Here is a 25,123-nt window from a genome sequence, read left to right as displayed (position 1 = left end):
ACACAGTGAAGGTTCTCTACATCGGCGGCACCGGCACGATCAGCTCGTCGTGCGTGGCCGAGTCGGTCCGCCAGGGCCAGGACGTGTACGTCCTGAACCGCGGCCGGACCAGCAAGCGCCCCCTCCCCGAGGGGGTCACGCCCATCACGGGCGACGTGCAGGACCCCGAGTCGCTGAAGCGGGCGTTCGAGGAGACCGGCTTCGACAGCGTCGTCAACTTCCTCAGCTTCGGCGCCGACGACGCCCAGGCCATGGCCGACCTGCTGGACGGCCGCGTCGGCCAGTACGTGCACATCAGCTCCGCCTCGATCTACCACAAGCCGGTGCGGCAGTGGCCGGTCACCGAGTCGACCACCCGACGCAACCCCTACCTGGCCTACGCCCAGGACAAGATCGCCGCCGAGGTCGTGCTGGAGCGCGCCTACGAGGAGCGCGGCTTCCCGGTCACGATCGTCCGCCCGTCGCACACCTACGACGACGCCAACCCGCCGCTGCCCGGCGACTGGACCGCCTGGGACCGCATCGCGCGCGGCGACGAACTGGTCGTGCCCGGCGACGGCACCAGCCTGTGGACGCTCACCCACGCCCGCGACCTGGCCGTCGGCCTGGCCGGCCTGATCGGCAACTGGCAGGCGATCGGCGAGGACTTCCACATCACCTCCGACGAGTCGCTGACCTGGGACGAGATCTACGGCATCATCGCCACGACCGAGAAGGTGCCGCCGAGGCTGGTCCACCTGCCCGCGGAGTTCCTGCCGAAGGTGGCGCCCGACTGGTTCTGGTCGACGCTGATCCTGGGCGACCTCGCCCACACGGCGGTCTTCGACAACAGCAAGATCAAGCGGTTCGTCCCGGCCTTCAACCCGACGACGACGTGGTCGGAGGGCGCCCGGCGGCTGCACGCCTGGCGGTCGGCCAACCCCGGGGAGACCCGCCCCGACGCGGCCACCGACGAGGTGCTCGGCCGGCTCGTCCGCGCCCACCACGCCGCCGTGGCGGCGATCACCCCGCTGGCTCCTTGATGGCGGACGTCTGGCTGGACGTCGGCGGCGTCCACCTGGAGGGCGTGACCTGGGACGACGTCGCGGGCCGCCTGCGGTTCGTGGACATCCCCCGGGGCCGGGTCTTCGACGTGGGCGCTCCGGACGACGTCCACTGGGTCGACCTGCCGGCGCCGGTCACGGCCGTGCACATGACCACCGACCCCGGCACCCTGCTGATCGCCGACGGCGACGGCATGGCCCTGACCTCGGGCGGCGTGCTCACCGAACGGCTGGCCGCGCCGCTGGCCGACCGGCCGGAGATCCGGATGAACGACGGCAACGTCGACCCGGCCGGGCGCTACCTGGCCGGGAGCATGGCCTACGCCTTCACGACCGGCGCGGCGGCCCTCTACCGGCTCGACGCCGACCGTTCGCTGCACACCGTGCTGACCGGCGTGACGTGCAGCAACGGCATCGACTGGTCGCCCGACGGCACCCGCTGCTACTACGTCGACACCCCGACCCGGCGGATCGACGTCTTCGACGCCGACATGAGCGGCCGCCGGACCTGGGCCGACACCTCCGACCAGCCCGGCATGCCCGACGGCCTGACCGTCGACGCCGAGGGCGGGGTGTGGGTGGCCTTCTGGGGCGGCGGCCGGGTGGTCCGATTCTGGGAGGGCGAGCCCGACGTGGTCGTCGAGCTGCCCGTCACCCAGGTCACCTCGTGCGCGTTCGGCGGACCGGACCTCGACGTGCTCTACATCTCCACCTCCACCGAGGAGCTCTCCCCCGCCCAGCTCCGCGACCAGCCCGCCGCCGGTGCGATCTTCCGGGCCGTGCCCGGCCACCGCGGCCGACCCGCGAACAGGTTCGTGATCTGAGATGGACAGACGGCCCTTCGGCCGGACCGGCCTGCGCGTGACGCCGATCTGCGTCGGCACCAGCCCGCTGGCGAGCATGCCCGACCTGTACGGCTACGCCGTCGACGACGCCCGCGCCGAGGCGACCGTGGAGGACGTGTTCGACGGCCCGGTCAACTTCCTCGACACCTCCAACAACTACGGCGCCGGCAGCGCCGAACGCCGCATCGGCGCGGTCATCCGCCGCCGCGGCCTGCCGGAGGGGTTCGTGCTGGCCACCAAGGCCGACGCCGACCCCGGCACCGGGGACTTCTCCGGCGAGCGGGTGCGCCGCTCGGTCGAGGAGAGCCTGGAGCGCCTCGGCGTCGACCACGTGCCGGTCATGTACCTGCACGACCCCGAGTACCACATCACCTTCGAGGAGGCGATGGCCCCCGGCGGCGCCGTCGAGGCGCTGGTTGCGCTGCGCGAGGAGGGCGTGGTCGGCCACCTCGGCGTCGCGGGCGGCCCGGTGGACCTGATGCGGCGGTTCGTCGGCACCGACGTGTTCGACGCCGTGATCAACCACAACCGCTGGACGCTGGTCGACCGCTCCGCCGACCCGCTCATGGACGACGCGGCCGCGAAGGGCGTCGCCTTTGTCAACGGCGCCCCCTACGGCGGCGGCATGCTCGTCAAGGGCCCCGACGTCCAGCCCCGCTACGCCTACCGGGAGACCGCCGAGCCGATCCGGGAGGCGGTCAGGGCCATGACCCGGGCGTGCGCCGCCCACGGCGTGCCCCTGGCGGCGGCGGCGCTCCAGTTCTCGCTGCGCGACCCCCGCGTGACCTCCACCATCGTCGGCGTCTCCGAACCCGGACGCGTCGCCGCGACGCTGGACCTCGCGTCCACCCCGATCCCCGCCGAGTTGTGGGACGAACTCGACCGCATCAACCGGAGATACACATGACCATCGTGACCACCCCCGCGCCCTGGAAAGACGCGGGACGGTCTCCCGAGGAGCGGGCCGAGGCGCTGATGGCGCGGATGAGCCTGCCGGAGAAGATCGCCCAGCTCTACGGGGTGTGGGTCGGCATCGACAACACCGACGGTGAGATGGCCCCCCACCAGCACGAGTTCACCGCGCTGCCGGTCCCGTGGGACGACCTGGTCAAGGACGGCATCGGCCAGCTCACCCGGCCGTTCGGCACCACGCCGGTCGACCCCGTCAAGGGCGCGGCCACCCTCGCCGCCGCGCAGCGTTCCCTCGTGACGGCCGGGCGGTGGGGCGTCCCGGCGCTCGTGCACGAGGAGATCCTGACCGGCGTGGCCGCCTGGCAGGCCGGCGTCTACCCCAACCCGCTGTGCTGGGGCGCGACCTTCGACCCCGACCTGGTCGAGGAGATGGGCGCCCAGATCGGCGCCACCATGCGCCGTCTCGGCGTCCACCAGGGGCTCGCGCCGGTCCTGGACGTCGCCCGCGACCTGCGCTGGGGCCGGGTCGAGGAGACCATCGGCGAGGACCCGCACCTGGTGGGCCTGATCGGGAGCGCCTACGTCAGGGGCGTGCAGTCGCAGGGCGTGGTCGCCACGCTGAAGCACTTCGTGGGCTACTCGGCGTCCAAGGGCGGCCGGAACCTCGCCCCGGTGTCGGCGGGCCGCCGCGAGGTCGCCGACGTGCTGCTGCCGCCGTTCGAGATGGCCCTGCGCGCGGGCGCGGGGTCGGTGATGAACTCCTACTCCGACATCGACGGCACCCCCGTCGCGGCCGACGTGACCCTGCTGACCGACCTGCTGCGCGACGCCTACGGCTTCACCGGCACGGTCGTGGCCGACTACTTCTCGGTGGCGTTCCTGCAGACCCTGCACCACGTGGCCGAGTCGCCCACCGACGCGGCCCGGCTGGCGCTGACCGCCGGGATCGACGTCGAGCTGCCCACGGTGAACACCTTCGGGCCGGCGCTGGTCGAGGCGGTGGAGCGGGGCGAGGTCGACCTCGCGCTGATCGACCGCGCGCTGCGCCGGGTGCTGGTCCAGAAGGCCGAGCTCGGCCTGCTCGACGAGGACTGGGACCCCGAGCCGCCCATCCTGCACGAGACCGACCCGGTGCTCGACGGGCCCGAGGTCCGGGAACTGGCCGGCCGGCTGGCCCGCCGCTCCATCGTGCTGCTGCACAACCGGGACGCCGCCCTGCCGCTGGCCCCCGGCGTGAAACTGGCCGTGGTCGGGCCGCGCGCCGACACCGCGCAGGCCATGATGGGCTGCTACTCCTTCCCGATGCACGTCGGCGTGCACCACCCGGAGACGGGCATGGGCGTCGAGATCCCCACGCTGCTCGACGCGCTCAGGGCCGAGTACGACGTGACGTACGCGCAGGGCGTGCCGGTGACCGGCGGCGACGACGAGGGCATCGCGGCGGCGGTCGCGGCCGCCGCCGAGGCCGACGTGGTCGTGGCCGTGCTGGGCGACCAGGCCGGGCTGTTCGGGCGCGGCACCTCCGGCGAGGGCTGCGACGCCCCCGGCCTGGCGCTGCCCGGCCGTCAGGAGGAGCTGCTGGAGGCGCTGCTGGCCACCGGCAGGCCGGTCGTGCTGGTGCTGCTGGTCGGCCGCCCCTACGAGCTGGGCCGGCAGATCGACCGGCTGGCCGCCGTGGTGTGCGGGTTCTTCCCCGGCGAGGAGGGCGCGGCGGCGCTGGCCGACGTGCTGTCGGGCCGGGTCGACCCGGCCGGGCGGCTGCCGGTGAGCTTCCCGCGTGACGGCGGCAACCAGCCGGCCACCTACCTCGGCGCGCCCCTCGCCCAGAAGAGCGAGGTCAGCAACGTCGACCCGACCGCGCTGTTCGCCTTCGGCCACGGCCTGTCCTACGCGCCCGTGACGTGGGGCGAGGTGACCGGCTCCGGCGCCTGGACCACCGACGGCACCTTCGACGTCACCGTGAGGCTGCGGAACGAGAGCGGGCGGGACTCCTCCGAGGTCGTCCAGGTCTACCTGCACGACCCGGTCGCCGAGGTGGCCCGGCCGGTGCAGACGCTCGTCGCGGCGCGGCGCGTGGACCTGGCCCCCGGCGAGAGCCGCGAGCTGACCCTCACCCTGCACGCCGACCAGACCTCCTACACCGGGGCGTCGTGGCGGCGGCAGGTCGACCCCGGCGACGTGGAGCTGCGGGTGGGCGCGTCCAGCGCCGACATCCGCGCCGTGCTCGCCGTGACGATGACCGGCCAGCGACGTTTTGTCGGTTTCGACCGCGTCATGGAAGCATCCGTCGTCTGACGGATCCGGGGGCGGTCCGTCGGCCGGGCCGCCCCCTTTTTTCTCTCCCTGGAGTTGTCATGACCTCTTCCCCTCCCCTGCGCTGGGCCGTCATCGGCACCGGAGGCATCGCCCGGCAGTTCGCCGACGACCTGCGCCTGTCGGAGTCCGCCGAGCTGGTCGCGGTCGGCTCCCGGACCGCGGCCCGCGCCGAGGCCTTCGCCGCCGAGGTGGGCGCGCCCCGCGCCCACGGCGACGTGGCCGAGATGCTGGCCGCCGACGACGTCGACGCCGTGTACGTCGCCACGCCCCACCCCGCCCACCACGCCGGCGCCCTGGCCGCGATCGAGGCGGGCAAGGCCGTCCTGGTGGAGAAGCCGTTCACCATCAACCGGCGGGAGGCCGAGGAGCTGGTCGCGGCGGCCCGCGCGCGCGGCGTGTTCCTGATGGAGGCCATGTGGACGCGGTTCCTGCCGCACATGGTCCGCATCCGCGAACTGCTCGCCGAGGGGCGGCTCGGCGACGTCCGCCTCGTGGTGGCCGAGCACGGGGTGTGGTTCCGGCACGACCCCGTCCACCGCATGTTCGACCTCGCCCTGGGCGGCGGCGCGCTGCTCGACCTGGGCGTCTACCCGGTCTCGTTCCTGTCGATGGTCTTCGGCGCGCCCGCGTCGGTGACCGCCTCGACGCAGTTCGGCGGCACCGGCGTCGACGGCCAGACCTCCGTCATCACGACGTACGAGGGCGGCCGGCAGGGGGTCGCGACCAGCAGCATGGAGGCGTTCCTGCCCAACCGGGCCTCCATCGCCGGCACCGACGCGCACATCGACATCGACCCCTGGTGGTACCGCCCCACGTCGTTCACCCTGACCACGCGCGCCGGCGCGGCCGAGCGCTTCACCTTCGACGTGCCCGGCAACGGGCTGCGCTTCCAGGCCGAGGAGGTCGCCCGCTGCGTGCGCGCGGGCCTCCTGGAGAGCCCGATCCTCACCCTTGAGGAGTCGTGCCAGATCATGGGCACCATGGACGAGGTCCGCGCCCAGGCCGGGCTGCGTTACCCCGGCGAATAGGGGGCGGTGCTGGCCCGGACCACCAGCTTGGTCGACAACTCGACCCGGCCCTCGGTCATCTCGGCGCCGTCCTGGTGACCGAGCAGCGACCGGACCGCCAGCGCCGCCATCTTCGCGATCGGCTGCCGGACCGTCGTCAGCGGCGGGGCCATCCACTGCGCCATCGGCACGTCGTCGAACCCGACGACGCTCACGTCGGCGGGCACCCGCAGGCCCCGCTCCTGGATCGCGGCGTAGACGCCGAGGGCCTGCTCGTCGTTGCCCGCGAAGATCGCCGTCGGCGGTTCGGGCCGGTCGAGCAGGGCCTGGGTCAGCGAGAACCCGCTGTGGTAGTGGAAGTCGCCGTGCTGGACCAGGTCGTCGTCGAGCGTCAGCCCGGCCCGCTCGAGCGCCGCGCGGCACCCGGCCAGCCGCGCCTGGCTGCACAACAACCGCATCGGCCCGGTGATCATGCCGATGCGGCGGTGGCCCAGCTCGACCAGGTGTTTCGCGGCGGCCATGCCGCCGCCCCAGTTGCCCGCGCCGATGGAGGGGATCGTGCCGTCGGCGTCGCCCACCGGGTCGACCAGCACCGCGGGCAGCCCCAGCTTCGCGATGCGGGTCAGGTCGGCCGGGGTCAGCTCCGACAGGGCCAGGATGATGCCGCCCGGCGCCCGGTCGGCGATGTCCTCCAGCCACTGCTGCCCGTGCCCCGGCGCGCCGTCGAACACCGACACCACGACGCCGACCCGGGCCGGCCGCGCCTCCTGCTCGGCCCCGCGGATCACCTCGGCCGCCCACGGCGAGTTCACGTCGCTCACCACCAGCTCCAGCAGCCCGCCCCGCCGGGCGGCGGGCCGGGGCAGCGGAAGGTGCAGCGGCCGTTTCGTGCGCTTGGTGGGGACGTATCCGCGCCGGGCCAGCAGCGTCTCGATCTGCGACCGGGTGGCGGGCGCCACGTCCGAACGCCCGTTGAGCACCTTCGAGACCGTCGCCCGGGACACCCCCGCCTCGGCGGCGATGTCGGCGACGGTGACGCGAGAATCTAACGAGTCGGACACCAACCGATCGTACCGAGGTCAGTGGGAGTCGCGCGGCACGTCGCTGCCACGACCACCCCGCAGGAAACCGAAGTCGGCCCCGTCGTCGGCCCCGAGCACGTGCTCCCGGTAGAGCCACCGGTAGCCGCCGACGTCCTCATGGAGCCGCGGCGTCCAGTCGGCGCGCCGCTTCTCCAGCTCCTCGTCCGGCACGAGCAGCGTCAGGCTGCGGTTCGGCACGTCGAGCGCCACGCGGTCGCCCGTGCGGACCAGCGCCAGCGGGCCGCCCACCGCCGCCTCCGGCGAGACGTGCAGGACGACGGTGCCGAAGCCGGTGCCGCTCATCCGGCCGTCGCTGATCCGCACCATGTCGGTCACCCCGGCGCGCAGCAGCTTGGCGGGCAGCGGCACGTTGGCCACCTCGGGCATGCCCGGGTAGCCCTTCGGCCCGGCCCCCCGGATGATCAGGACGTCGTCGGGGGTCACGTCGAGGTCGTCGTCGTCGCAGACCGCGTGGTAGTCCTCCGGCGAGTCGAACACCAGCGCCCGGCCGGTGTGGCGCATCAGCGCGGGCGAGGCCGCCGACTGCTTGATGACCGCCCCGTTCGGGGCCAGGTTGCCGCGCAGGATCGCCGTGCCGGTGCCGGCGGGCTGCAGCGGCTCGGTCATCGGGCGGATGACCTCGGTGTTCCAGTTGACCGCCGTCTGGACGTTCTCCCGGAGCGTGCGCCCCGTCACCGTGAGGGCGCCGGGGTTCACCAGACCGGCCTGGTCGAGCTGGTTCAGCACGACCGGCAGGCCGCCCGCGTAGCAGAAGTCCTCCATGAGGAACCGCCCCGACGGCATCAGGTCGACGATCGTCGGCACGTCGCGGGCCAGCGCGTCGAAGTCGTCGAGCGGCAGGTCGACGCCGAGCCGCCCGGCCAGCGCCGTCAGGTGCACGATCGCGTTGGTCGAACCGCCGATCGCCGCGTTGGCCCGGATCGCGTTCTCGAACGCCGCGCGGGTCATGATCTGGCTCGGCTTCAGGTCCTCCTCGACCATGGCCACGATCCGCCTGCCCGCCTCCTGCGCGACCTCGTAGCGGCGCGAGTCGACGGCCGGCCAGGTGGCCGACCCGGGAAGCTGCATGCCGAGCGCCTCGGCCAGGCACGCCATCGTCGAGGCGGTGCCCATCGTCATGCAGTGGCCGTTCGACCGCGCCATGCAGCCCTCGGCGACGTAGCCGTCCTCGACCGACATGCGGCCGGCCTTGATCTCGGCCTCGAACTTCCACACGTGGGTGCCCGACCCGACGTCCTGCCCCCGGAACTTCCCGTTCAGCATCGGCCCGCCCGTCACCATGACGGCCGGCAGGTCGACGCTGGCCGCGCCCATGAGCAGCCCCGGCGTCGTCTTGTCACACCCCGACAGCAGCACGACGCCGTCGAGCGGGTTGGCCCGGATCAGCTCCTCGGCCTGCATGGCGAGCATGTTGCGGTAGAGCATGGCGGTCGGCCGCAGCAGCGTCTCGCCGGTGGACATCACCGGGAACACGAGCGGGAACCCGCCCGCCATCCAGACGCCGCGCTTGACCGCGTCGGCGACCCGGTCGAGGTGGGCGTTGCAGGGGGCCAGCTCCGACCACGTGCTGGCGATGCCGATGACGGGCCGCCCGTCGAAGACCTCCGGACCGAACCCCTGGTTGCGCATCCAGGAGCGGTAGAGCATGCCGGAGCGCCCCTCGGCCCCGAACCAGTGCTGACTGCGTCGCGTCACGTTCTCGTTCACCGAGTGTCTCCAATAAGGGTCTCCCGGTTTTCGGACCGGGGAGAAACCGCGGAAGGGTGCGGCATTGTTTCTCTCAATTCCATCTGCGGGATTCGGTAACGTCGGCGGCATGTCCCGCTACCGGCTTTCTCCGACGCCTGCCCAGGTGTCGGCGCTGTCGGAGCATTGCGGGCACGCGCGCTACATGTGGAATCTCGCGGTCGAACAACATTCGTATTGGAGGCCCGGCCGGAAATCCGCGCCGGGCTTCGCCGAGCAGTGCAGGCAGCTGACCGAAGCGCGCAGCGAATGCGATTGGCTGCGGGCCGGGTCCATCATCGTCCAGCAGCAGGCGTTGAAGGACTTCGCCCGGGCCATGGCGAACTTCTTCGGTGGAACACACCGGAGACCTGCGTGGCGTAAACGCGGGCAGAGTGAGGGGTTCCGGATCGTCGCCGTGAAAACGGGTGACGTCCGCCGTCTGTCCCGCAACGTCGGCGAGGTTCGTGTCCCCAAAGTGGGCTGGGTCCGCTTCCGCTGGTCGCGCGCCGTTCCCGACGGTGTGAAGTCCTACCGGGTCACGCGTGACAGAGCCGGGCGCTGGTTCGTGGCCTTCGCCGCCGTCCCCGAGCCGATACCCGCGCCCGGGACGGGTCAGATCGTGGGAGTGGATCGCGGCGTCGTGGTCACTGTGGCGCTTTCGACCGGTGAGATGGGCCGGGTGCCCACTCTGGGAGACGGCGAAAGAGCCCGCCTGTCGAGGCTTCTCCGCAAGCTGGCCAGGGCCCGGCGCGAATCGGTGCGGCGCGGCAAGGTCATGGCCTCGATCGCGAGGCTGAGGGCCCGTGAAACCGACCGGCGCAGAGACTGGATCGAGAAGACCAGCAGCGAACTCGCCCGCCGCTTCGACGTGATCGGCGTCGAAGACCTGAACATCGGCGGGATGACCCGGTCGGCCACGGGCACGCTGGAGACGCCCGGGAGGAACGTCCGCCAGAAGGCCGGGCTCAACCGGGGCATTCTCACCGCCGGTTGGGGACGGCTGGCCGAGCGGCTTGAGGCCAAGGCGCCCGGCAGAGTAGTCAAGGTCGGTCCCGCGTTCACGTCGCAGACCTGTAACGCCTGTAGGCATGTCGCCCGGAAGAGTCGTGAGAGCCAAGCTCTCTTCCGTTGCGTCGCCTGCGGGCATCAGGACAACGCCGATGTGAACGCGGCGAAGAACATTCGAGACATCGCCGCAGGGCTTGCGGTGAATGCGCGCGGAGGCGACCGGGGTGCCGGGCCCGTGAAGTGCGAACCTCAACGCGATCTCCTCCTTATGAGGTAGTCACCGTTGGAATCCCCTTCCTCCCGAAGGGGAGGAGGTCAAATCATCCACCCTGCGTCGACGATCCAGTTCTGTCCGGTGCACATGGCGCTGTCGTCGGCGGCCAGCCAGAGCACCAGGCGCGCCACGTCCGACGGCGCGAGGTTGTCGGGCAGGCACTGCACCTCCGCGAGTTTCTCGCGAACCTCCGGGGTGACCCAATGGGTGAGCTGGCGCTCGGTGAAGACCCAGCCGGGGATGACGCAGTTGACGCGGATGTGGTCGGGGCCGAGTTCGCGGGCCATCATCCGGGTCAGGCCCTCGATGGCCGACTTGGAGGAGACGTATGCGGGCAGGCCGAGCAGGCCGACGTGGGGGCTGACGGAGCCGAGGTTGATGATGGAGCCGCCGCCGAGCGCGCGCATGCCGGCCATCACGGCCTGGGCGGCGAAGAACTGGTGGCGGAGGTTGACCGCGATGCCCTGGTCCCATTCGGCGGGTTCGAGGGTCTCGATGCCGGTGCGGGTGTCGTTGGCGGCGTTGTTGACGAGGATCGAGACGGGGCCGAGGGCCTGTTCGACCATGACGATCGCACCCCGGAGGGCGTCGACGTCGGTGACGTCGGCGTGGATGTAGAGGGCCTGGTCGGTGAGCTTCTGGGCGCCCTCGTCGTCGACGTCGACGAAGGCGACCTTGGCGCCCTGGGTGGCGAGCTGGGCGACGAACTCGGCGCCGAGGCCGGTGGAGCCTCCGGTGACGAGGGCGACCCGGCCGCGCAGGCTGGGGTAGACGGCGTACTCGCTCATGGCACGATCACTCCACGGCCGACGGCGCCGCCGGTGAGGTCGGCGAACGCCTCGTTGATCTGGTCGAGCCGGTAGCGCCTGCCGACCAGGAGGTCGAGGGGCAGGCGTCCGGCGAGGTAGAGGTCGAAGATCTTCGGCAGGTCGACGAGGGGGTTGGCGGAGCCGTAGAGGCTGCCGACGATCCGTCGCTCGCGCTGGACCAGCAGGTTGACGGGCACGTTGAAGGTCTGGCCGACCTTGCCGAGGCCGACGGCGACGAGGGTGCCGCCGGGGCGGAGCGCCTCGAAGGCGGTCTCCAGGGTGTCGGGGCGGCCGACGGCCTCGATGGCCCATTCGGCGCCGCCGGGGCGGATGGCGGTCAGGGCGGCGGCGACGTCGACGGCCGAGGCGTCGACGACGTGGGTGGCGCCCAGGCGCTCGGCGGTCTCCAGGCGTTCGGCGACGACGTCCACGACGACGATGGGGTTGGCGCCCGCGAGCACGGCGCCGAGGACGGCCGACAGGCCGACGCCGCCGGCGCCGAAGACGACGATGCCGTCGCCGGCGCACTCGCCGATGGCGTTGAGCACCGCGCCGACGCCGGTGATGACGGCGCATCCGGCGATGGCGGCGACCTCCGGGGGGACCCCGTCGGGGACCGGGACGACGGCCCGTTCGGACACCACGCAGTATTCGGCGAAGCAGGAGACGCCGAGCAGGTGGTGGACCTTCTCGCCGTCGGCGCTGAGCCGGGTGGTGCCGTCGAGCAGGCCGCCCGAGCCGACCATGACCCCGGCGGCCTCGCACAGGGCGGGGCGGCCCACCAGGCAGTTGCGGCACTGGCCGCACCGGGGCCGCCACATGAGGCAGACCCGGTCGCCGGGCCGGAACCGGGTCACCCCGGGCCCGACGGCCTCGATCACGCCGGTGCCCTCGTGCCCGGGGACGACCGGCAGCGGGCATCTGAGGTCGCCCGCGAGGTAGTGCTGGTCGCTGTGGCAGACCCCGGCCGCCTCGACCCTGACCAGCACCTCTTCCGGCCCGGGCGGCGCGAGGTCGAGGTCGCGCACGACGAGGGGCGCCCCGACCCGTTCCAGCAGCGCAGCTCTCATCTGACCCCGTCCCTCCGTCTGCCGTACTCGATCGCAGCAAACGTAGATGTAACGAACGTAGGGGTCAATAGTTTCGAAACTTTCACCTTCGACCGGCCGCCGGTCAGCTCGGATAACCCGGTCTCAACTGCGGCGATCCGCCGATCAGGGGTTTCGGTAGCCCGCCGCCGGATGACCGAAACTTTCCGTCAGGGCACCAGCACGACCTTCCCCCGGGCGTGCCGGGTCTCGACGAGTTCGTGCGCGGCGGCGACCTCGTCCATCGGGAAGGCCGCCGCGACCGGCACCCGCAGCCGCCCCTCGTCGGCGAGGGCGACGGCGTCCGCGAGCCCGTGCCAGGCCAGGGGGTCGCCCGCGCCCACCTCGGCGGCGGGCGCGCCGTGGGACAGGTGCACCCCGTGGGCCCGCGCGGTGAAGTCGGCGATCGTCACCACCCGCGCGGGGTCGCCGGCCAGGGCGACGAGGTCGGGCAGCGCGCCTCCCGCGCAGTCGAGGACGGCGTCGATCCCGGCGGGGGCCAGCGCCCGGACCCGGTCGACCAGTCCCGGCCCGTACGTCGCGGGCACCACCCCCAGCGAGCGCAGGAAGTCGTGGTTGTGCTCGCTCGCGGTGCCGATGACCGTGGCCCCGCGCGCGACGGCGAACTGGACGGCGACCGCGCCGGTCCCCCCGGCCGCGCCCTGGACGAGCACGGTCTGCCCGGGGACGACGGCGAGCCGGTCGAGCACGCGGGTGGCGGTCTCGGCCGCGCCCGCCGCGCCGCCCGCCTCCTCCCAGCTCCACGCGGCCGGTTTGGGGGCCCACGCGGTCAGCACCGCGAATTCGGCGTTGGCCCCGCGCCGGGCGGGGTCGGCCGCGCCGAACACCTCGTCGCCGGGGCGCACGCCGGTGACGCCCGCGCCGACCTCGTCGACCACGCCCGCGGCGTCGAAGCCGGTCCGGAACGGGAGCACGACGGGCACCACCTCGCGCAGCCGGCCGGAACGGATCGCGACCTCGCCGGGCGCGACCCCGGACGCCCGCACGGCGACGCGGATCTCCCCCGGCCCGGCGTGCGGTTCCGGGGCCTCGGTGACGTGGACGACGGCGGGCGGGCCGTATGCGGTGAACTGCACGATTCTCATGTCCGGGGACCGTAACGGAACACCCCGTCCGGTTGACTAAAGTGAGAGCGGTGACGGCGGAAGTGGGACCGAGGCGGCGTTCCGACGCCCGCGACAACCGCGAGCGCATCCTCGCGGTGGCCCGCCTGGCGTTCGCCACCGAGGGCCTCGACGTGCCGCTCCGGGAGATCGCCCGAAGGGCCGAGGTCGGCGCGGCGACCCTCTACCGCCACTTCGCCACCAAGGACGCGTTGTTGTCCGAGGCGTTCGCCGAGCAGATGGAGACGTGCTCGGCGATCGTCGCCGAGGGCCTGGCGACGCCCGATCCGTGGCAGGGCTTCCGCCTGGTCGTCGAGCGGCTCATGGAGTTGCACGCCCTCGACCGGGGCTTCGCCCGCGTGTTCACCTCGCGGCTGCCCGAGGCCGTCTTCGCCGCCGACCGCGACCGCACGCTGCGGATGCTGCTCGAACTCGTCGGCCGGGCGAAGAAGGCGGGCCCGCTGCGCCGCGACTTCGTCATCGAGGACCTCAGCCTGGCGCTGATGGCCAACGAGGGCATCCGCGCCGAGTCGCCCGCCACGCGGGTCGCCGCCTCCCGCCGCTTCGCGGCCCTGATGCTCCAGTCGTTCATGGCCGACCCGGTCGCCGCGCCGCTGCCCCCGCCGGTCAGGCTGCCGCTGACGCGGGCCTAGGTCCCGATTTCGCATGTCGGGCCCGGGCCCGGGAGTATTCCCTACTAACCCTATACAAAAAGTAGGATTTGTCGGCATACTGACGACCGTTTGCGTCGTTCCCCGCAAGGAGCCACCCGTTATGCGCCGCATCGCTGCTTTATTTGGCGTGCTCACCCTGCTCGGCAGTCTCGCCGCCTGCGGGGGAGGTGAGACGACGGCCGACGGCGAGCAACTGCGCGTCGGCTACCAGCGCTTCGGCGGCCAGAGCCTGCTCAAGGCCAGGGGTCTGGCCAAGGACGCCACCTGGTCGCTGTTCGAGAGCGGCCCGGCACTGACGGAGGCGCTCAAGGCGGGGGCGATCGACATCGGCCAGACGGGCGAGGCCCCGCCGATCTTCGCCGCCGCCGGCGGCACCAAGTTCAAGATCATCGCGACCTCGCAGCCGGTGCCGAAGGGCGAGGCCGTGCTGGTCAAGGAGAAGAGCGGCTTCACCTCCTTCAAGGACCTCGCGGGCAGGAAGGTGGCGCTCAACAAGGGCTCCAACGTCAACTGGCTGCTGGTCAAGCTCCTCGAGGCCAACGACATGAAGATCGGCGACATCCAGGTGCAGTACCTCAAGCCGGCCGAGGCGCGCCCCGCGTTCGACAACGACCAGGTCGACGCCTGGATCATCTGGGACCCGTACTTCTCGCTGGCGGAGGCGCCCGGCGTGAAGGTGCTCGCCGACGCCACCGGTCTGGCCAACAACCGGGAGTACCTGCTGGTCTCGCCGGAGGCCCTGGAGAAGAAGCCCGATCTCGTACGCGAGTACCTGAAGGTCTACCGCGAGGTCACCGACTGGGGCATCGCCAACCCGGAGGAGCGCGTCAAGCTGCTCGTACCCGAACTGAAGATCCCCGAGGACGTCGCCCGCCGCGCCCTGGAGCGCAGCGCCCAGCCGCTGGCCCCGGTGGACGCCGCGATCGGCGACGAACTCCAGCAGATCGCCGACGGCTTCGCCGAGCTGAGCCTCATCCCCGGCAAGGTCGACGTCAAGAGCCTGATCGACCCGGGTTTCGCGGACGTCCTGACGTGAGGTTCCGGCCAAGGCGGCTGATCACGCCGATCGCCCTCGTCGCCGTGTGGGAGGGCGCCGCGCGGGCCGGCGTCCTGTCGCCCGACAAGCTGCCCCCGCCGAGCGAGGTCGCCGGGGCGGCCTGGCGGCTGACCCTGGACGGCTCTCTCGGCCTGCACCTGCTGGAGTCGGTGGAGCGGGCCGCCCTCGGACTGCTCATCGGCGGGCTGCTCGGCCTGTTCCTGGGCGCGGTGGCGGGCCTGTTCCGCAACGGCGACGACCTGGTCGACCCGCCCGTGCAGGCGGCCCGCATGCTGCCGCACCTCGGGCTGGTGCCGCTGCTCATCATCTGGGTCGGCATCGGGGAGTCGCTCAAGGTGTCGCTGGTGGCCCTGGGCGCGTTCTTCCCGATCTATCTCAACACCTACGCCGGCATCCGCGACATCGACGAACGCCTGGTCGAGGCCGCCCGCACCTGCGGCCTCACCCAGCTGGAGCGCATCCGCCACGTCGTGCTGCCCGGCGCGATGCCGTCGTTGTTCCTGGGCCTGCGCCTGGCGTTCGCGGCCGGCTGGCTCAGCCTGGTCGTGGGTGAGCAGGTCAACGGCCAGAGCGGCCTGGGCTTCATGATGATGGAGGCCCGCGACTTCAGCCAGACGGAGATCGTCGTCCTCGGCCTGATCGTCTACGCCGCCCTCGGCCTGCTGTCCGATCTGGCCCTGCGCACCGCGGAGAGGAGAACGTTGTCATGGCGTCGCGGCCTGAAGGCGTCGTGACCGCCACCGGCGTGCGCCGCGTCTTCGGCGGCACGACGGTCCTGGACGGCGTCGACCTGCGTATCGAGAAGGGCGAGGTCGTGGCCCTGCTGGGCGAGAGCGGCTCGGGCAAGAGCACGCTGCTGCGCATCCTGGCCGGCCTCGACGAGGAGGCCACCGGCGAGTTCACCACGTTCGGCTCCAGGGCGGTGGTCTTCCAGGAGCACCGCCTGCTCCCGTGGAAGCGGGTGGCCGAGAACGTGGCCCTGGGCGTCCGCGGCGGCGACGCCCCGGCCCGCACGGCGACCGCGCTGGAGGAGGTCGGCCTGGCCGACCGCGGCCGCGCGTGGCCGTCGGAGCTGTCCGGCGGCCAGAGCCAGCGGGTGGCCTTCGCCCGGGCGCTCGTGCGCGAGCCCGACCTGCTCCTGCTCGACGAGCCCTTCGGCGCGCTCGACGCCCTGACCCGGCTGAAGATGCAGGCGCTGTTCGGCCGGCTGCGCGCCAGGCACGGGTTCGCGGCCCTGCTGGTGACGCATGACGTGGAGGAGGCGCTGCTCCTGTCGGACCGTCTCCTGGTGCTGGACCGGGGACGCATCGCCGAGGAGATCGAGGTGGACCTGGGCCGTCCGCGCGCGGTCGACGTGCCGGGCTTCGGCGAACTGCGCCGCCGCCTGCTGGCCCTGCTCCACGTCCCGGCCGATCCGGAGGAGTAGCCGGGTCACTTCGGCACGAGCAGGCCGCGGTTGAACGCCTCGGCGACGGCGGCGGCGCGGTCGTTGACGCCGAGCTTGGCGTAGACGTTCAGCAGGTGGCTCTTGACCGTGGCCTCGGTGATGAACAGCAGGGCCGCCGCCTCGCGGTTGGTGTTCCCGGCCGCGATCAGTTCGAGGACCTCCAGCTCGCGGGGGCTGAGCGGCGGCGGTGGCGTCCGCACCCGGCTCAGCAGCCGGGCCGCCACCGACGGAGACAACACGCTCTCGCCCCGGGCGGCGGCCCGCGCGCCACGCAGCAGCTCCTCACGGGGCGCGTCCTTCAGCAGGTAGCCGGTCGCGCCCGCCTCGATCGCGGGCAGGACGTGCGCGTCGGTGTCGTAGGTGGTCAGGACCAGGATCTTCGACGGCACGCCCAGCCGCGCCAGCTCGGTGATCGCGCCCAGGCCGTCGAGCACCGGCATGCGCAGGTCGAGCAGGACGACGTCGGGCCGCAGGCCGGCCGCGAGCCGCACCGCCTCGGCGCCGTCGCCCGCCTCGCCCACCACCTCGAACCCGGGGGCCGCCGCGAACATGGCGCACAGCCCGTCCCGGACGACGGGGTGGTCGTCGGCGACCAGCAGCCGGATCACGCGGACCTCCAGGGGACGCAGGCGGAGACGCCGGTGCCGCCGCCGGGCTCCGACTCGACGTGCAGGCTCCCGGCGAGCCCTTCGACCCGCTGCCGCATGATCGCCAATCCGAACCCCTCACTCCGGTGGGAAAGATCGAAACCCCGGCCATCGTCCCGTACGTCCAGCGCCACCTCCTCCTCCAGGTAGGAGAGCGTCACCCCGACCCGGGTGGCCCCGGCGTGCCTGGCCACGTTGGCCAGCGCCTCCTGGGCCGTGCGCAGCAGCGCGAACTCGACGGCGGGGGCGAGCGGGCGGGCCGTCCCGGTGGTGGTGAACCGGACGGGGACGCCGTGCAGCGCCGACCACTTCCCGGAGACCGTTTCCAGCGCCTCGCCCAGCCGGGCGGTATCCAGGTCGCCGGGCCGCAACGCGTCGACCGACCGGCGGGCCTCCGCCAGGCTCTCGCGGGCCAGCCCCAGCACCGCGTCGAACGGCCGCCGCCAGGCGGCCGGCACCTCATGCCGCTGCTCGGCGGCCTGGAGCTGGGTGATGATGCCGATCAGCCCCTGGGCGAGGGTGTCGTGGATCTCCCGGGCCATGCGCTGCCGCTCGTCGAGCACGCCGGCCTCCCGGGCCTGGACGAGGAGCTGGGCGTGCAGCCCGGCGTTCTCCTCCAGCGCGGCCTCCAGACGTTCCATGGCGGCCAGCCGCCGCTCCCGTTCGACGTCGGCGGTGTGCAGCACCCAGGCGGTGGTGACCATCATCACGACGTTGACCGTGATGATGACCCCCTGCAGCACGACCATCCCGGGCGCGGCCGACGCCTGCGCCGCCCCGGCCACCACCGCCGTGAGGGCCACCCCGCCCAGCCGCCACGGCCAGGTCAGCACCGTGAAGGCGTAGACGTAGGGGACCGGGGTGAACAGCCCGTACAGAGGATTCTGCAGCACCATCACGGCGGTGATCACCAGCAGCCCGGCGAAGAACGGCGGCGTCGTGCGCCACCGGAACAGGACGATCATCCACGCCGCCGCCGGGAGCAGTTCGGTCACCGGGAACCCGGCGGCCACGACCAGGACGGCGAGCCCGGCGAGCAGCGTGTACGGCACGACGGTGACGATGAGGAACGGCAACCCTACTCCCAGCGGAACCAGCGGACCGCGACGGCCGCGCACCCGACCGCGTAGGCCACCAGGATCACCAGCGGCGGCCACGAGGGAAAGCCGCCCAGGTAGGCGTCCTGGAAGGCGCCCATGCCCGCGCCGAGCGGCGTGTACGCGCTGACGTCCCGCAGCAGCGGCGGCATCTGCTCGATCGGCACCCACAGGCCGGCGAAGAACATCATCGGGAAGAACAGCAGCGTGCCGACCGCCGTGGCCGCCGACCGCGACGGCGCCAGCGCGGTGACCAGCAGCCCGATCGAGAGCAGCGCGGCGGTGGCCAGCAACCAGGCGACCGCGAACCCGAGCGGATGGCGCGGCGGGTCGACCCCGAACCCGAGCCCGGCCACCAGGAGGAAGATCACCATCGCGACCAGCGCGATCACGAAGTTGGCGGCGAGCTGGGCGGCCAGGACCCGGACCGGCCCGACGGGGGTGGTCCGCATCCTCCGCAGCACGCCGTTCTCCCGGTAGCCCGCCACAGTGGTGGGCAGCGCGGTCATCGCCAGGATGGCGACGTTGAACAGGATCAGGACCGGCACGTAGACGTCGAAGACGGTCAGGTCCGCGGTGAGCGGCTCCCGCAGCGCCGGGACGCTGCCCAGGATGACGAGCACCACCAGCGGACAGGCCACGCCCCAGACGAGGGCGACCCTGTCGCGGACGGTGAGCCTCCCCTCCACGGCGATCAGCCGCCAGGTCGCCTGGTTCACGGGAGGTCCTTCCTGGTCAGCTGGACGAAGGCCGCTTCGAGGCCGCCCTGTTCGACACGCAGCCGCTCGGCCGTGATCTGGTTCCTGGCCAGCACGGCCATGACGGCGGTCACGACGGTGTCGTCGCCGGTGACGACGATCAGCTCGCCCCGGCGGGTGACGCCGGTGACGCCCGGCAGGTCCGCGAGCAAGGCGACGTCCAGCTCGCGCGAGGGGCGGAACTGGAGGCGCTGCTCGATCTGGGCGCGTTCGGCCAGCCCGGCGGGCGTGTCGACGACGACGACCCGGCCCGCGTCGATCAGGGCCACCCGGTCGCAGAGGCGTTCGGCCTCCTCCATGAAATGGGTGACGAGCACGATCGTCACCCCGCGCGCCCTGACCCCCTCGATCAGCGCCCACGTGTCGCGCCGCGCCTGCGGGTCGAGGCCGGTGGTCAGCTCGTCCAGGATGGCGATGTCGGGATCGCCGATCAGGGCCAGCGCGATCGAGAGCCGCTGCTTCTGGCCGCCGGAGAGGGCGGCGTACCGGGACTTCGCGGGCAGGCCGAGGTCGTGGAGCAGGGCGCGCCAGTCGGCGGGGCGCGGGTAGAAGGAGGCGTACAGCTCCAGGGCCTCGCCGACGCGCAGGTTGCCGGGCAGCAGGCCGGCCTGCAGCTGGACGCCGACCCTGCGGGTCAGTTCGGCGCGGTCGCGCAGCGGGTCGAGGCCGAGGACGGAGACGGCGCCCCCGTCGGGGGTGCGCAGGCCTTCGACGCACTCGACCGTGGTGGTCTTCCCGGCCCCGTTGGGGCCGAGGATGCCGAAGATCTCGCCTTGCTCGACGGTGAAGGAGACGTCGTCGACGGCGACCTTGTCGCCGTAGCGTTTGTGGAGGTTGTGCACCTCGATCACGGTGGGCATGGCCCAAGCGTGCTCCGGCGGGGGCGGCCCGCGGCACCGCCCGGCAGGCGGGAATCCGGCTCAGCCGATCGGTGGATTCCGCAGAGACTCCGGCCGTGCGACGCTCGACCGTCATGGACGACCAGCCGGCCCGCGTCGCGTTCGACCTCGACGGATCCACCCGCCGGACGGCTGAGGGGCCGTGCTTCGTCTGCTCCTTCGTCGGATGCGCAGCCGCAGGGCGTATGGCAGCACGGATCCGGGTGCCGAGTGTGCTCAGGCTCGGGCGTATCGCTCCGCCAGCCGGTGGAGGTGCTCCCTCAGTTCCGGCGGGTCGAGCACGGTGAAGTCGACGCCCAGGCTCCCGAGGAAGGCCGCCAGGTCGCCCAGCGAGTCGCCGCCCGTCTCCAGCACGCCGTCGTCGGTGAGCACCCCGGCCGCCGGGGGGAGCAGTTCGGCCAGCCGCTCCATCGGGGCGTGCAGCCGGACGCGGGCCGGGTGGCGGTAGGACGCCGAGCCGACCCCGCGCATGACGTGGGTCGCGGCGTCCGCCGGAGGTTCCCTCGGGACGAAGCGCGGACCGTTCGGCACGCGGGGCCGCACCCGGTCGACACGGAAGGTGCGCCAGTCGGCGCGGGCGACGTCCCAGGCGAGCAGGTACCAGCGGCGGCCGGTGTGGACGAGCCGGTGCGGTTCGACCTCGCGCACGCCGGGGGTGCCGTCGCGGAGCCGGTAGTCGAAGCGCAGGCGTTCGCGGTCGCGGACGGCGGCGGCGATGTGGGTGAGGACGTCGGCGTCGACGGTGGGGCCGCGCCGGGTGACCGACACCGTGGCCATGCCGACGGCGTCGATGCGGTGCCGCAACCGCGAGGGGAGCATCCGCTGCAGTTTCGTCAGCGCGCGCAGCGAGGTCTCCTCGATGCCGGTGACGGTGCCCCCGGCGGCGGCGTGCAGGCTGACCGCCACCGCCACCGCCTCCTCGTCGTCGAGCAGCAGCGGCGGCAGGGCCGCGCCCGCGCCGAGCCGGTAGCCGCCCGCGACGCCCGGGGTGGCGCGGATCTCGTAGCCGAGGATGCGCAGGCGCTCGACGTCGTTGCGGACGGTCCGGCCGGTCACGCCGAGCCGGTCGGCCAGCTCGGGGCCGCCCCAGGCGGGGCGTGACTGGAGGAGGGACAGCAGGCGGAGCAGCCTGACGGAGGTTTCCAGCATGGTCCCAGTCAATCGCGGAACCGTACGTTCCGCGATCGTCCCTAGTGTGCGAAGGGAGACGAAGGGAGCAACCCATGTTGCGCGGACCGGCCACCATCACGTTCTGGGCCGACGACCTGAAGGCCGCCACGGAGTGGTACACGGAGGTGCTCGGGATCGAGCCTTACTTCGCGGTGCCGGGGTACGTGGAGTTCCGGATCGGCGACCACCTGGCGGAGCTGGGCCTCGCCGACTCCCGGTACGCCCCCGGAGGCGCCCCGGACCGGCCCGGCGGCGCGGTGGTCCACTGGCACGTCGACGACGTGGCGGAGTCGCTCGACCGGCTGCTGAAGCTGGGCGCGACGCCGCACCTCCCGCTGACCGACCGCGGCGAGGGGTTCGTGACGGCGGCGGTCGCCGACCCGTTCGGCAACGTGCTGGGCGTCATGTACAACCCCCACTACCTGGAGATGCTGGGCCGATGATGCACTTTCCGGACGCGGCGGCGTGGGAGGCCTGGTTGTCGGCCAACCACGCCGGTGAGGGCGTGTGGTTGCGCATCGCCAAGAAGGGCGCGCCGCTGACGTCGGTCACGATCGGCCAGGCGCTCGACGTGGCGCTCTGCTTCGGCTGGATCGACAGTCAGCGCAGACGCCACGACGAGCAGAGCTACCTGCAGCGCTTCTCCCGGCGGCGGCCGGGCGGCGCGTGGTCGCGGGTGAACGTCCGCCGGGCCGAGGCCCTCATCGAGGCCGGGCGCATGCGCCCGCCGGGGCTGGCGGAGGTGGCGGCGGCCCGCGCCGACGGCCGGTGGGACGCCGCCTACGCGGCGCAGAGCGAGTTCACGGTGCCCGCCGATCTGGAGGCGGCGCTCGACCCCGCCACCCGCGCGGTCTTCGAGGGCCTCGACCGGACCGCGCGCTACCTGCTGATCCTCCCGCTGCTCAAGGCGCGCGGCCCGCGAGCGCGGGCGGCGCGGCTGGAGAAGGCGCTCGGTGAGCTCCGGACCGGTATGGCCGGCCAGGCGGAGCCGTGACGGAAGGAAGCAGTTCCCGGGTTGCGAAGCCGACGCCCACTCGTTATCAGGCGTTATAAAGGGACATTCGGGACCGGCGTGACCCATGTGACCTGGTAATATGTCAGATACCACATGTTCTGACAGTGTTTTGTTGAGTTTTCCTATCCCTTGTCCCTTTTTTACCGTTCCATTACCGTCCGCAGTGGCTTTCCACTCCCTCGGACGGGCTCCCTCTCCCGAGCGCCCCCGTCCCCTCCGCCCTGGAGGCGACATGCGGTTCCGCGCGTCAATGCGCAGAAAAACCCCCTACGTCGCGGCACTGGGCGCCGCGACGCTGGTGGCGGCCGGCCTCACCCTGACGCCGACCGCCTCGGCGCAGTCGGCGGCGGCCGACTGCTCCAGCGACCCCACCGCCCACATCGCGTCGGTCCCGAGCCCCCAGCAGTTCTTCGGGTTCCCGCTCGGCACGGGCCAGACCCGGATCCTGACCAGTCAGGAGCTCATCGACTACACCCACGCCGTGGGCGCCGCCTCCGACCGCGTGCGCCTGGGCGTCATGACGAACAGCGTGCTGGGCACCGAGCTGCCCTACGCGATCGTCTCGAACGCGGCCAACGTCACCGACGCGCGGCTGAAGAAGATCGCGGACGACATCGTGTCGCTGCGGGACCCGCGCACCCTGACCGACGCCAAGGCCGCCAAGATCGCACAGGACGCCCCCGCGATCGTCTACGTCGCCGGCAACGTGCACGGCGGCGAGAAGAGCGGCGCCGACGCCTCGCTGCAGACCCTCTACGAGCTCGCCTCGGGCCTGTCGTGCGACGTCAAGACGCGCAACGACAACCTGATCACGATCATCGTGCCGACCCAGAACCCGGACGGCCGCGACGCCAGCCGCCGGCAGAACGAGTACGGCTTCGACCTCAACCGTGACTGGTTCGCGCGCACCCAGAAGGAGACCGACGCCAAGCTGGAGCTGCTGCGGAGGTATCCGCCGCAGGTCTTCATCGACGCCCACGAGATGGGCGGACGGCAGTACTTCTTCCCGCCGAACGCCGACCCGATCCACCACGAGATCGCCGACCAGCCGGTCGACTGGATCAACCGCATCGGCGAGGCCAACAAGGCCGGCTTCGGCTTCAACGGCGCCTGCGGCGGCTCGGTGACCGTCGAGTGCTACTTCAACTACGCCACGTACGACATGTTCTACATGGGCTACGGCGACACCGTCCCGGCCACCGGGTTCGGCGCCGCGGGCATGACGTTCGAGAAGGGCTCCTCCTCGGCCGTCCCCGACCGGGTGCAGCAGCAGTTCAACACCCAGTGGGCCACCACGGGCTGGGCCGCCGCCAACAAGCACGAGATCCTCGGCAGTTACTGGAACATCTGGAAGACCGCGCTCGCCGAGGGCGAGCAGGGCGTGCTGGAGCCGAACGAGGTCGTGCAGCCGACCAACACCGTCCAGTTCCCGGTCCCGGACGTCAAGATCCGCTCGTACTTCCTGCTGAACGACCGTCAGCTCGGCGACGTGCGCAAGCTGGTCGAGCGCCTGCGCAAGATGGACGTCGAGGTCTACCGCCTCACCAAGCCGCTCACGGTGCCGAACGCCAAGATCTTCGGCGGCCGGTCCGAGACGGACAAGGTGATTCCGGAGGGCTCCTACTACATCCCGATGGCCCAGCCGCAGAAGCACTGGATCCAGGCGACGCTCGGCGAGGACCCGTACGTGCCGTTCCCGTACTTCTACGACGTGTCCTCCTGGAGCAACCCGCTCCTGGCGGGCGTCGACACGGTCTACAGCGGTGACGTCGTGTCGCCGCAGGCCCAGCTGGTCCGCAAGATGGAGGGCGGCGTCGCCCAGGGCGCGTCGAAGAAGGGCTCCTTCTCCTACCCGCTCGACTCCGCCGCCGCCTCGGAGCTGACCTTCAAGCTCCTCGGCCAGGGCGTGGCGCTCAAGCGCGACCTGTCGACCGGTGTCGTCAGCTTCTCGCCCGGCGAGGTCGACCGCGCCGAGCTCGACGAGCTCGCCACCTCCCTCGGCGTGACCGTCGCCGGCAGCGGCGAGGCTCCTTCGGGCACCCTCCTGACGACCCCGGACGTCGGCCTCTACAACGGCACGGGCGTCTCCACCACCTCCGGCTCCTACGGCGAGGCCCGCTTCGTCCTGGGCGCCAAGTGGGGCCTGACCCTCAAGCCGGTCACCACCGCCGACATCAACAACAACACCGCCGCCTTCACCGAGCGCGGCGTCCTGCTGATGCCCGACGGCAGCAACGCCACCGGCGGCCTGACCGCCCAGGGCCAGGCCAACCTCAAGGCGTGGGTCTCGAACGGCGGCACCTACATCGGCCTGCGCAACCAGGGCACCCGCGTCGCCCGCGCGGCCGGTCTGACCAGCACCACCGAGAAGACCAAGCCGACCGGCTACCAGGTCATCGGCTCGCACTTCCGCGTCGACACCGCGACGTCGGACCCGGTCGCCCTGGGCCGCCCGGCCGAGGACTTCCAGTTCAACAACGGCGACCCGATCCTCAACCCGTCGACGACCGGCGCCAACGTGCTGACCTACCCGAGCGACGGCACCTGGTGGGTCAACGGCACCACCAACGGCGCCGACGCCCTCAAGGGCTCGGTCGCGCTGACCAACGAGCCGACCGGGGCCGGGCACGCGGTGCTGTTCGCCTACAACCCGCTGTTCCGGGCGTACAACGAGAACGGCATCCACCTGGTCGCCAACGCCCTGCTGATGCCGAAGGGCGCCCCCGCCCCCGCCGCGCAGAAGAAGGCGCTCGCCCGGACCGCCGCCCCCGCCGTCTCGGAGGAGACCCCGCTGATCGGCGGCGAGTGGCGTCCGTTCCAGATCCAGGTGGCCGACGCCGACCTCGCCCGCACCCAGGCCGTGGTCGCGAAGTACACCGACACCGCGACGGTCGCCAGCGCGGCCGGGTCGTCCTACCTGACGATCCCGAACCCGGAGGGCCTCGACATCCACGAGCACCCCTTCCTGCGTGACCTGGTCAACGAGCTGAACGTGGCGGGCATCCCGCTCCGCTCGGTCGTCGGCTGACCCATGGGAGACGGCCCGGCCGGGTGCCACCCCGGCCGGGCCTTTCCCTTTTCCTGTACGTCGCCTACGGGAGT

Annotated in this window: 23 protein-coding genes; 13 read left to right on the top strand and 10 right to left on the bottom strand. The window is 72.3% G+C overall.

From position 1 onward, the window contains the following. The first annotated feature begins 5 nt into the window (after positions 1-5). From QSK34_RS08510 to QSK34_RS08490, 5 genes are read left to right on the top strand one after another with little or no spacing between them, the layout of a single operon-like run. Positions 6-1,022 carry an NAD-dependent epimerase/dehydratase family protein gene (locus tag QSK34_RS08510; RefSeq protein WP_285581778.1) on the top strand — a complete coding sequence of 339 codons (1,017 nt, stop codon included), beginning with the start codon at positions 6-8 and terminating at the stop codon, positions 1,020-1,022. Beyond that, a complete protein-coding gene (locus QSK34_RS08505) occupies positions 1,022-1,867 on the top strand; it encodes an SMP-30/gluconolactonase/LRE family protein (RefSeq protein ID WP_285581776.1) in 846 nt (281 codons plus the stop codon). Before QSK34_RS08510 ends, QSK34_RS08505 begins: the two co-directional genes overlap by 1 nt. Position 1,868: 1 nt before the next feature. Beyond that, positions 1,869-2,795 (top strand): aldo/keto reductase, encoded by a 927-nt coding sequence (locus QSK34_RS08500; RefSeq protein ID WP_285581774.1) that lies wholly within the window; start codon positions 1,869-1,871, stop codon positions 2,793-2,795. After that, a complete protein-coding gene (locus QSK34_RS08495) occupies positions 2,792-5,095 on the top strand; it encodes a beta-glucosidase family protein (protein ID WP_285581772.1) in 2,304 nt (767 codons plus the stop codon). The genes QSK34_RS08500 and QSK34_RS08495 overlap by 4 nt, the downstream gene beginning before the upstream one ends. A 59-nt stretch (positions 5,096-5,154) precedes the next feature. Continuing rightward, a complete protein-coding gene (locus tag QSK34_RS08490; RefSeq protein WP_285581770.1) occupies positions 5,155-6,144 on the top strand; it encodes a Gfo/Idh/MocA family protein in 990 nt (329 codons plus the stop codon). Here the strand turns inward: QSK34_RS08490 and QSK34_RS08485 are convergent. Then, on the bottom strand, positions 6,129-7,184 hold the full coding sequence (locus QSK34_RS08485; RefSeq protein ID WP_285581768.1) for a LacI family DNA-binding transcriptional regulator: 1,056 nt from the start codon (positions 7,182-7,184) through the stop codon (positions 6,129-6,131). The genes QSK34_RS08490 and QSK34_RS08485 overlap by 16 nt on opposite strands. 18 nt (positions 7,185-7,202) lie before the next feature. Further along, complete coding sequence (locus QSK34_RS08480; RefSeq protein WP_285581767.1) at positions 7,203-8,933, bottom strand: IlvD/Edd family dehydratase; 1,731 nt, start codon at positions 8,931-8,933, stop codon at positions 7,203-7,205. Between the two features lie 109 nt (positions 8,934-9,042). Between QSK34_RS08480 and QSK34_RS08475 the strand changes: the two genes are divergently transcribed. Then, positions 9,043-10,239 (top strand): RNA-guided endonuclease InsQ/TnpB family protein, encoded by a 1,197-nt coding sequence (locus QSK34_RS08475; protein WP_285581765.1) that lies wholly within the window; start codon positions 9,043-9,045, stop codon positions 10,237-10,239. A gap of 38 nt (positions 10,240-10,277) precedes the next feature. On the opposite strand, the gene QSK34_RS08470 is transcribed toward QSK34_RS08475, so the two are convergent. The 3 genes from QSK34_RS08470 to QSK34_RS08460 all read right to left on the bottom strand — a co-directional run bounded on the left by QSK34_RS08470 (position 10,278) and on the right by QSK34_RS08460 (position 13,239). Next, complete coding sequence (locus tag QSK34_RS08470) at positions 10,278-11,024, bottom strand: SDR family NAD(P)-dependent oxidoreductase (protein WP_285581763.1); 747 nt, start codon at positions 11,022-11,024, stop codon at positions 10,278-10,280. Next, complete coding sequence (locus QSK34_RS08465; RefSeq protein WP_285581760.1) at positions 11,021-12,115, bottom strand: alcohol dehydrogenase catalytic domain-containing protein; 1,095 nt, start codon at positions 12,113-12,115, stop codon at positions 11,021-11,023. The genes QSK34_RS08470 and QSK34_RS08465 overlap by 4 nt, the downstream gene beginning before the upstream one ends. 188 nt (positions 12,116-12,303) lie before the next feature. Continuing rightward, a complete protein-coding gene (locus QSK34_RS08460; protein WP_285581758.1) occupies positions 12,304-13,239 on the bottom strand; it encodes an NADP-dependent oxidoreductase in 936 nt (311 codons plus the stop codon). Between the two features lie 50 nt (positions 13,240-13,289). Here QSK34_RS08460 and QSK34_RS08455 point away from each other — a divergent pair, with 50 nt between their 5' ends. From QSK34_RS08455 to QSK34_RS08440, 4 genes are all read left to right on the top strand, one after another. Further along, entirely contained in the window at positions 13,290-13,910 is a 621-nt protein-coding gene (locus tag QSK34_RS08455) for a TetR/AcrR family transcriptional regulator (protein WP_161477769.1), read from the top strand. 121 nt (positions 13,911-14,031) lie between these two features. After that, the gene (locus QSK34_RS08450) at positions 14,032-14,967 is read left to right on the top strand and encodes an aliphatic sulfonate ABC transporter substrate-binding protein (protein ID WP_285581755.1); all 936 of its coding nucleotides are present in this window, start codon (positions 14,032-14,034) and stop codon (positions 14,965-14,967) included. After that, positions 14,964-15,722: an ABC transporter permease gene (locus tag QSK34_RS08445; protein ID WP_285581752.1), complete on the top strand. Its 759-nt coding sequence runs from the start codon at positions 14,964-14,966 to the stop codon at positions 15,720-15,722. The genes QSK34_RS08450 and QSK34_RS08445 overlap by 4 nt, the downstream gene beginning before the upstream one ends. Then, positions 15,695-16,414, top strand: coding sequence for an ABC transporter ATP-binding protein (locus tag QSK34_RS08440; protein ID WP_285581751.1), 720 nt, complete (start codon positions 15,695-15,697; stop codon positions 16,412-16,414). Before QSK34_RS08445 ends, QSK34_RS08440 begins: the two co-directional genes overlap by 28 nt. Positions 16,415-16,419: 5 nt before the next feature. Here QSK34_RS08440 and QSK34_RS08435 read toward each other — a convergent pair whose 3' ends face one another. From QSK34_RS08435 to QSK34_RS08415, 5 genes are all read right to left on the bottom strand, one after another. Next, complete coding sequence (locus QSK34_RS08435) at positions 16,420-17,043, bottom strand: response regulator (RefSeq protein WP_285581750.1); 624 nt, start codon at positions 17,041-17,043, stop codon at positions 16,420-16,422. Next, on the bottom strand, positions 17,040-18,158 hold the full coding sequence (locus QSK34_RS08430; RefSeq protein ID WP_285581748.1) for a sensor histidine kinase: 1,119 nt from the start codon (positions 18,156-18,158) through the stop codon (positions 17,040-17,042). Before QSK34_RS08430 ends, QSK34_RS08435 begins: the two co-directional genes overlap by 4 nt. 2 nt (positions 18,159-18,160) lie before the next feature. Next, on the bottom strand, positions 18,161-18,898 hold the full coding sequence (locus tag QSK34_RS08425) for an ABC transporter permease (RefSeq protein ID WP_285581746.1): 738 nt from the start codon (positions 18,896-18,898) through the stop codon (positions 18,161-18,163). Beyond that, complete coding sequence (locus tag QSK34_RS08420) at positions 18,895-19,797, bottom strand: ABC transporter ATP-binding protein (RefSeq protein WP_285581744.1); 903 nt, start codon at positions 19,795-19,797, stop codon at positions 18,895-18,897. Before QSK34_RS08420 ends, QSK34_RS08425 begins: the two co-directional genes overlap by 4 nt. A 255-nt stretch (positions 19,798-20,052) precedes the next feature. Beyond that, positions 20,053-20,985, bottom strand: coding sequence for a helix-turn-helix transcriptional regulator (locus QSK34_RS08415; protein ID WP_285581742.1), 933 nt, complete (start codon positions 20,983-20,985; stop codon positions 20,053-20,055). 74 nt (positions 20,986-21,059) lie between these two features. Between QSK34_RS08415 and QSK34_RS08410 the strand changes: the two genes are divergently transcribed. The 3 genes from QSK34_RS08410 to QSK34_RS08400 all read left to right on the top strand — a co-directional run bounded on the left by QSK34_RS08410 (position 21,060) and on the right by QSK34_RS08400 (position 25,049). Beyond that, entirely contained in the window at positions 21,060-21,449 is a 390-nt protein-coding gene (locus QSK34_RS08410; protein ID WP_285581740.1) for a VOC family protein, read from the top strand. Then, complete coding sequence (locus QSK34_RS08405; RefSeq protein WP_285581738.1) at positions 21,446-22,000, top strand: YdeI/OmpD-associated family protein; 555 nt, start codon at positions 21,446-21,448, stop codon at positions 21,998-22,000. The genes QSK34_RS08410 and QSK34_RS08405 overlap by 4 nt, the downstream gene beginning before the upstream one ends. 271 nt (positions 22,001-22,271) lie before the next feature. Next, positions 22,272-25,049, top strand: coding sequence for a M14 family zinc carboxypeptidase (locus tag QSK34_RS08400; RefSeq protein ID WP_285581735.1), 2,778 nt, complete (start codon positions 22,272-22,274; stop codon positions 25,047-25,049). Positions 25,050-25,123: the final 74 nt, after the last annotated feature.

The sequence above is a fragment of the Herbidospora sp. NBRC 101105 genome (assembly GCF_030269205.1).
Taxonomy (GTDB): Bacteria; Actinomycetota; Actinomycetes; order Streptosporangiales; family Streptosporangiaceae; genus Herbidospora; species Herbidospora solisilvae.
The sequence above is the reverse complement of the archived record's forward strand: the minus strand, read 5'-3'. Positions and strand labels throughout refer to the sequence as shown.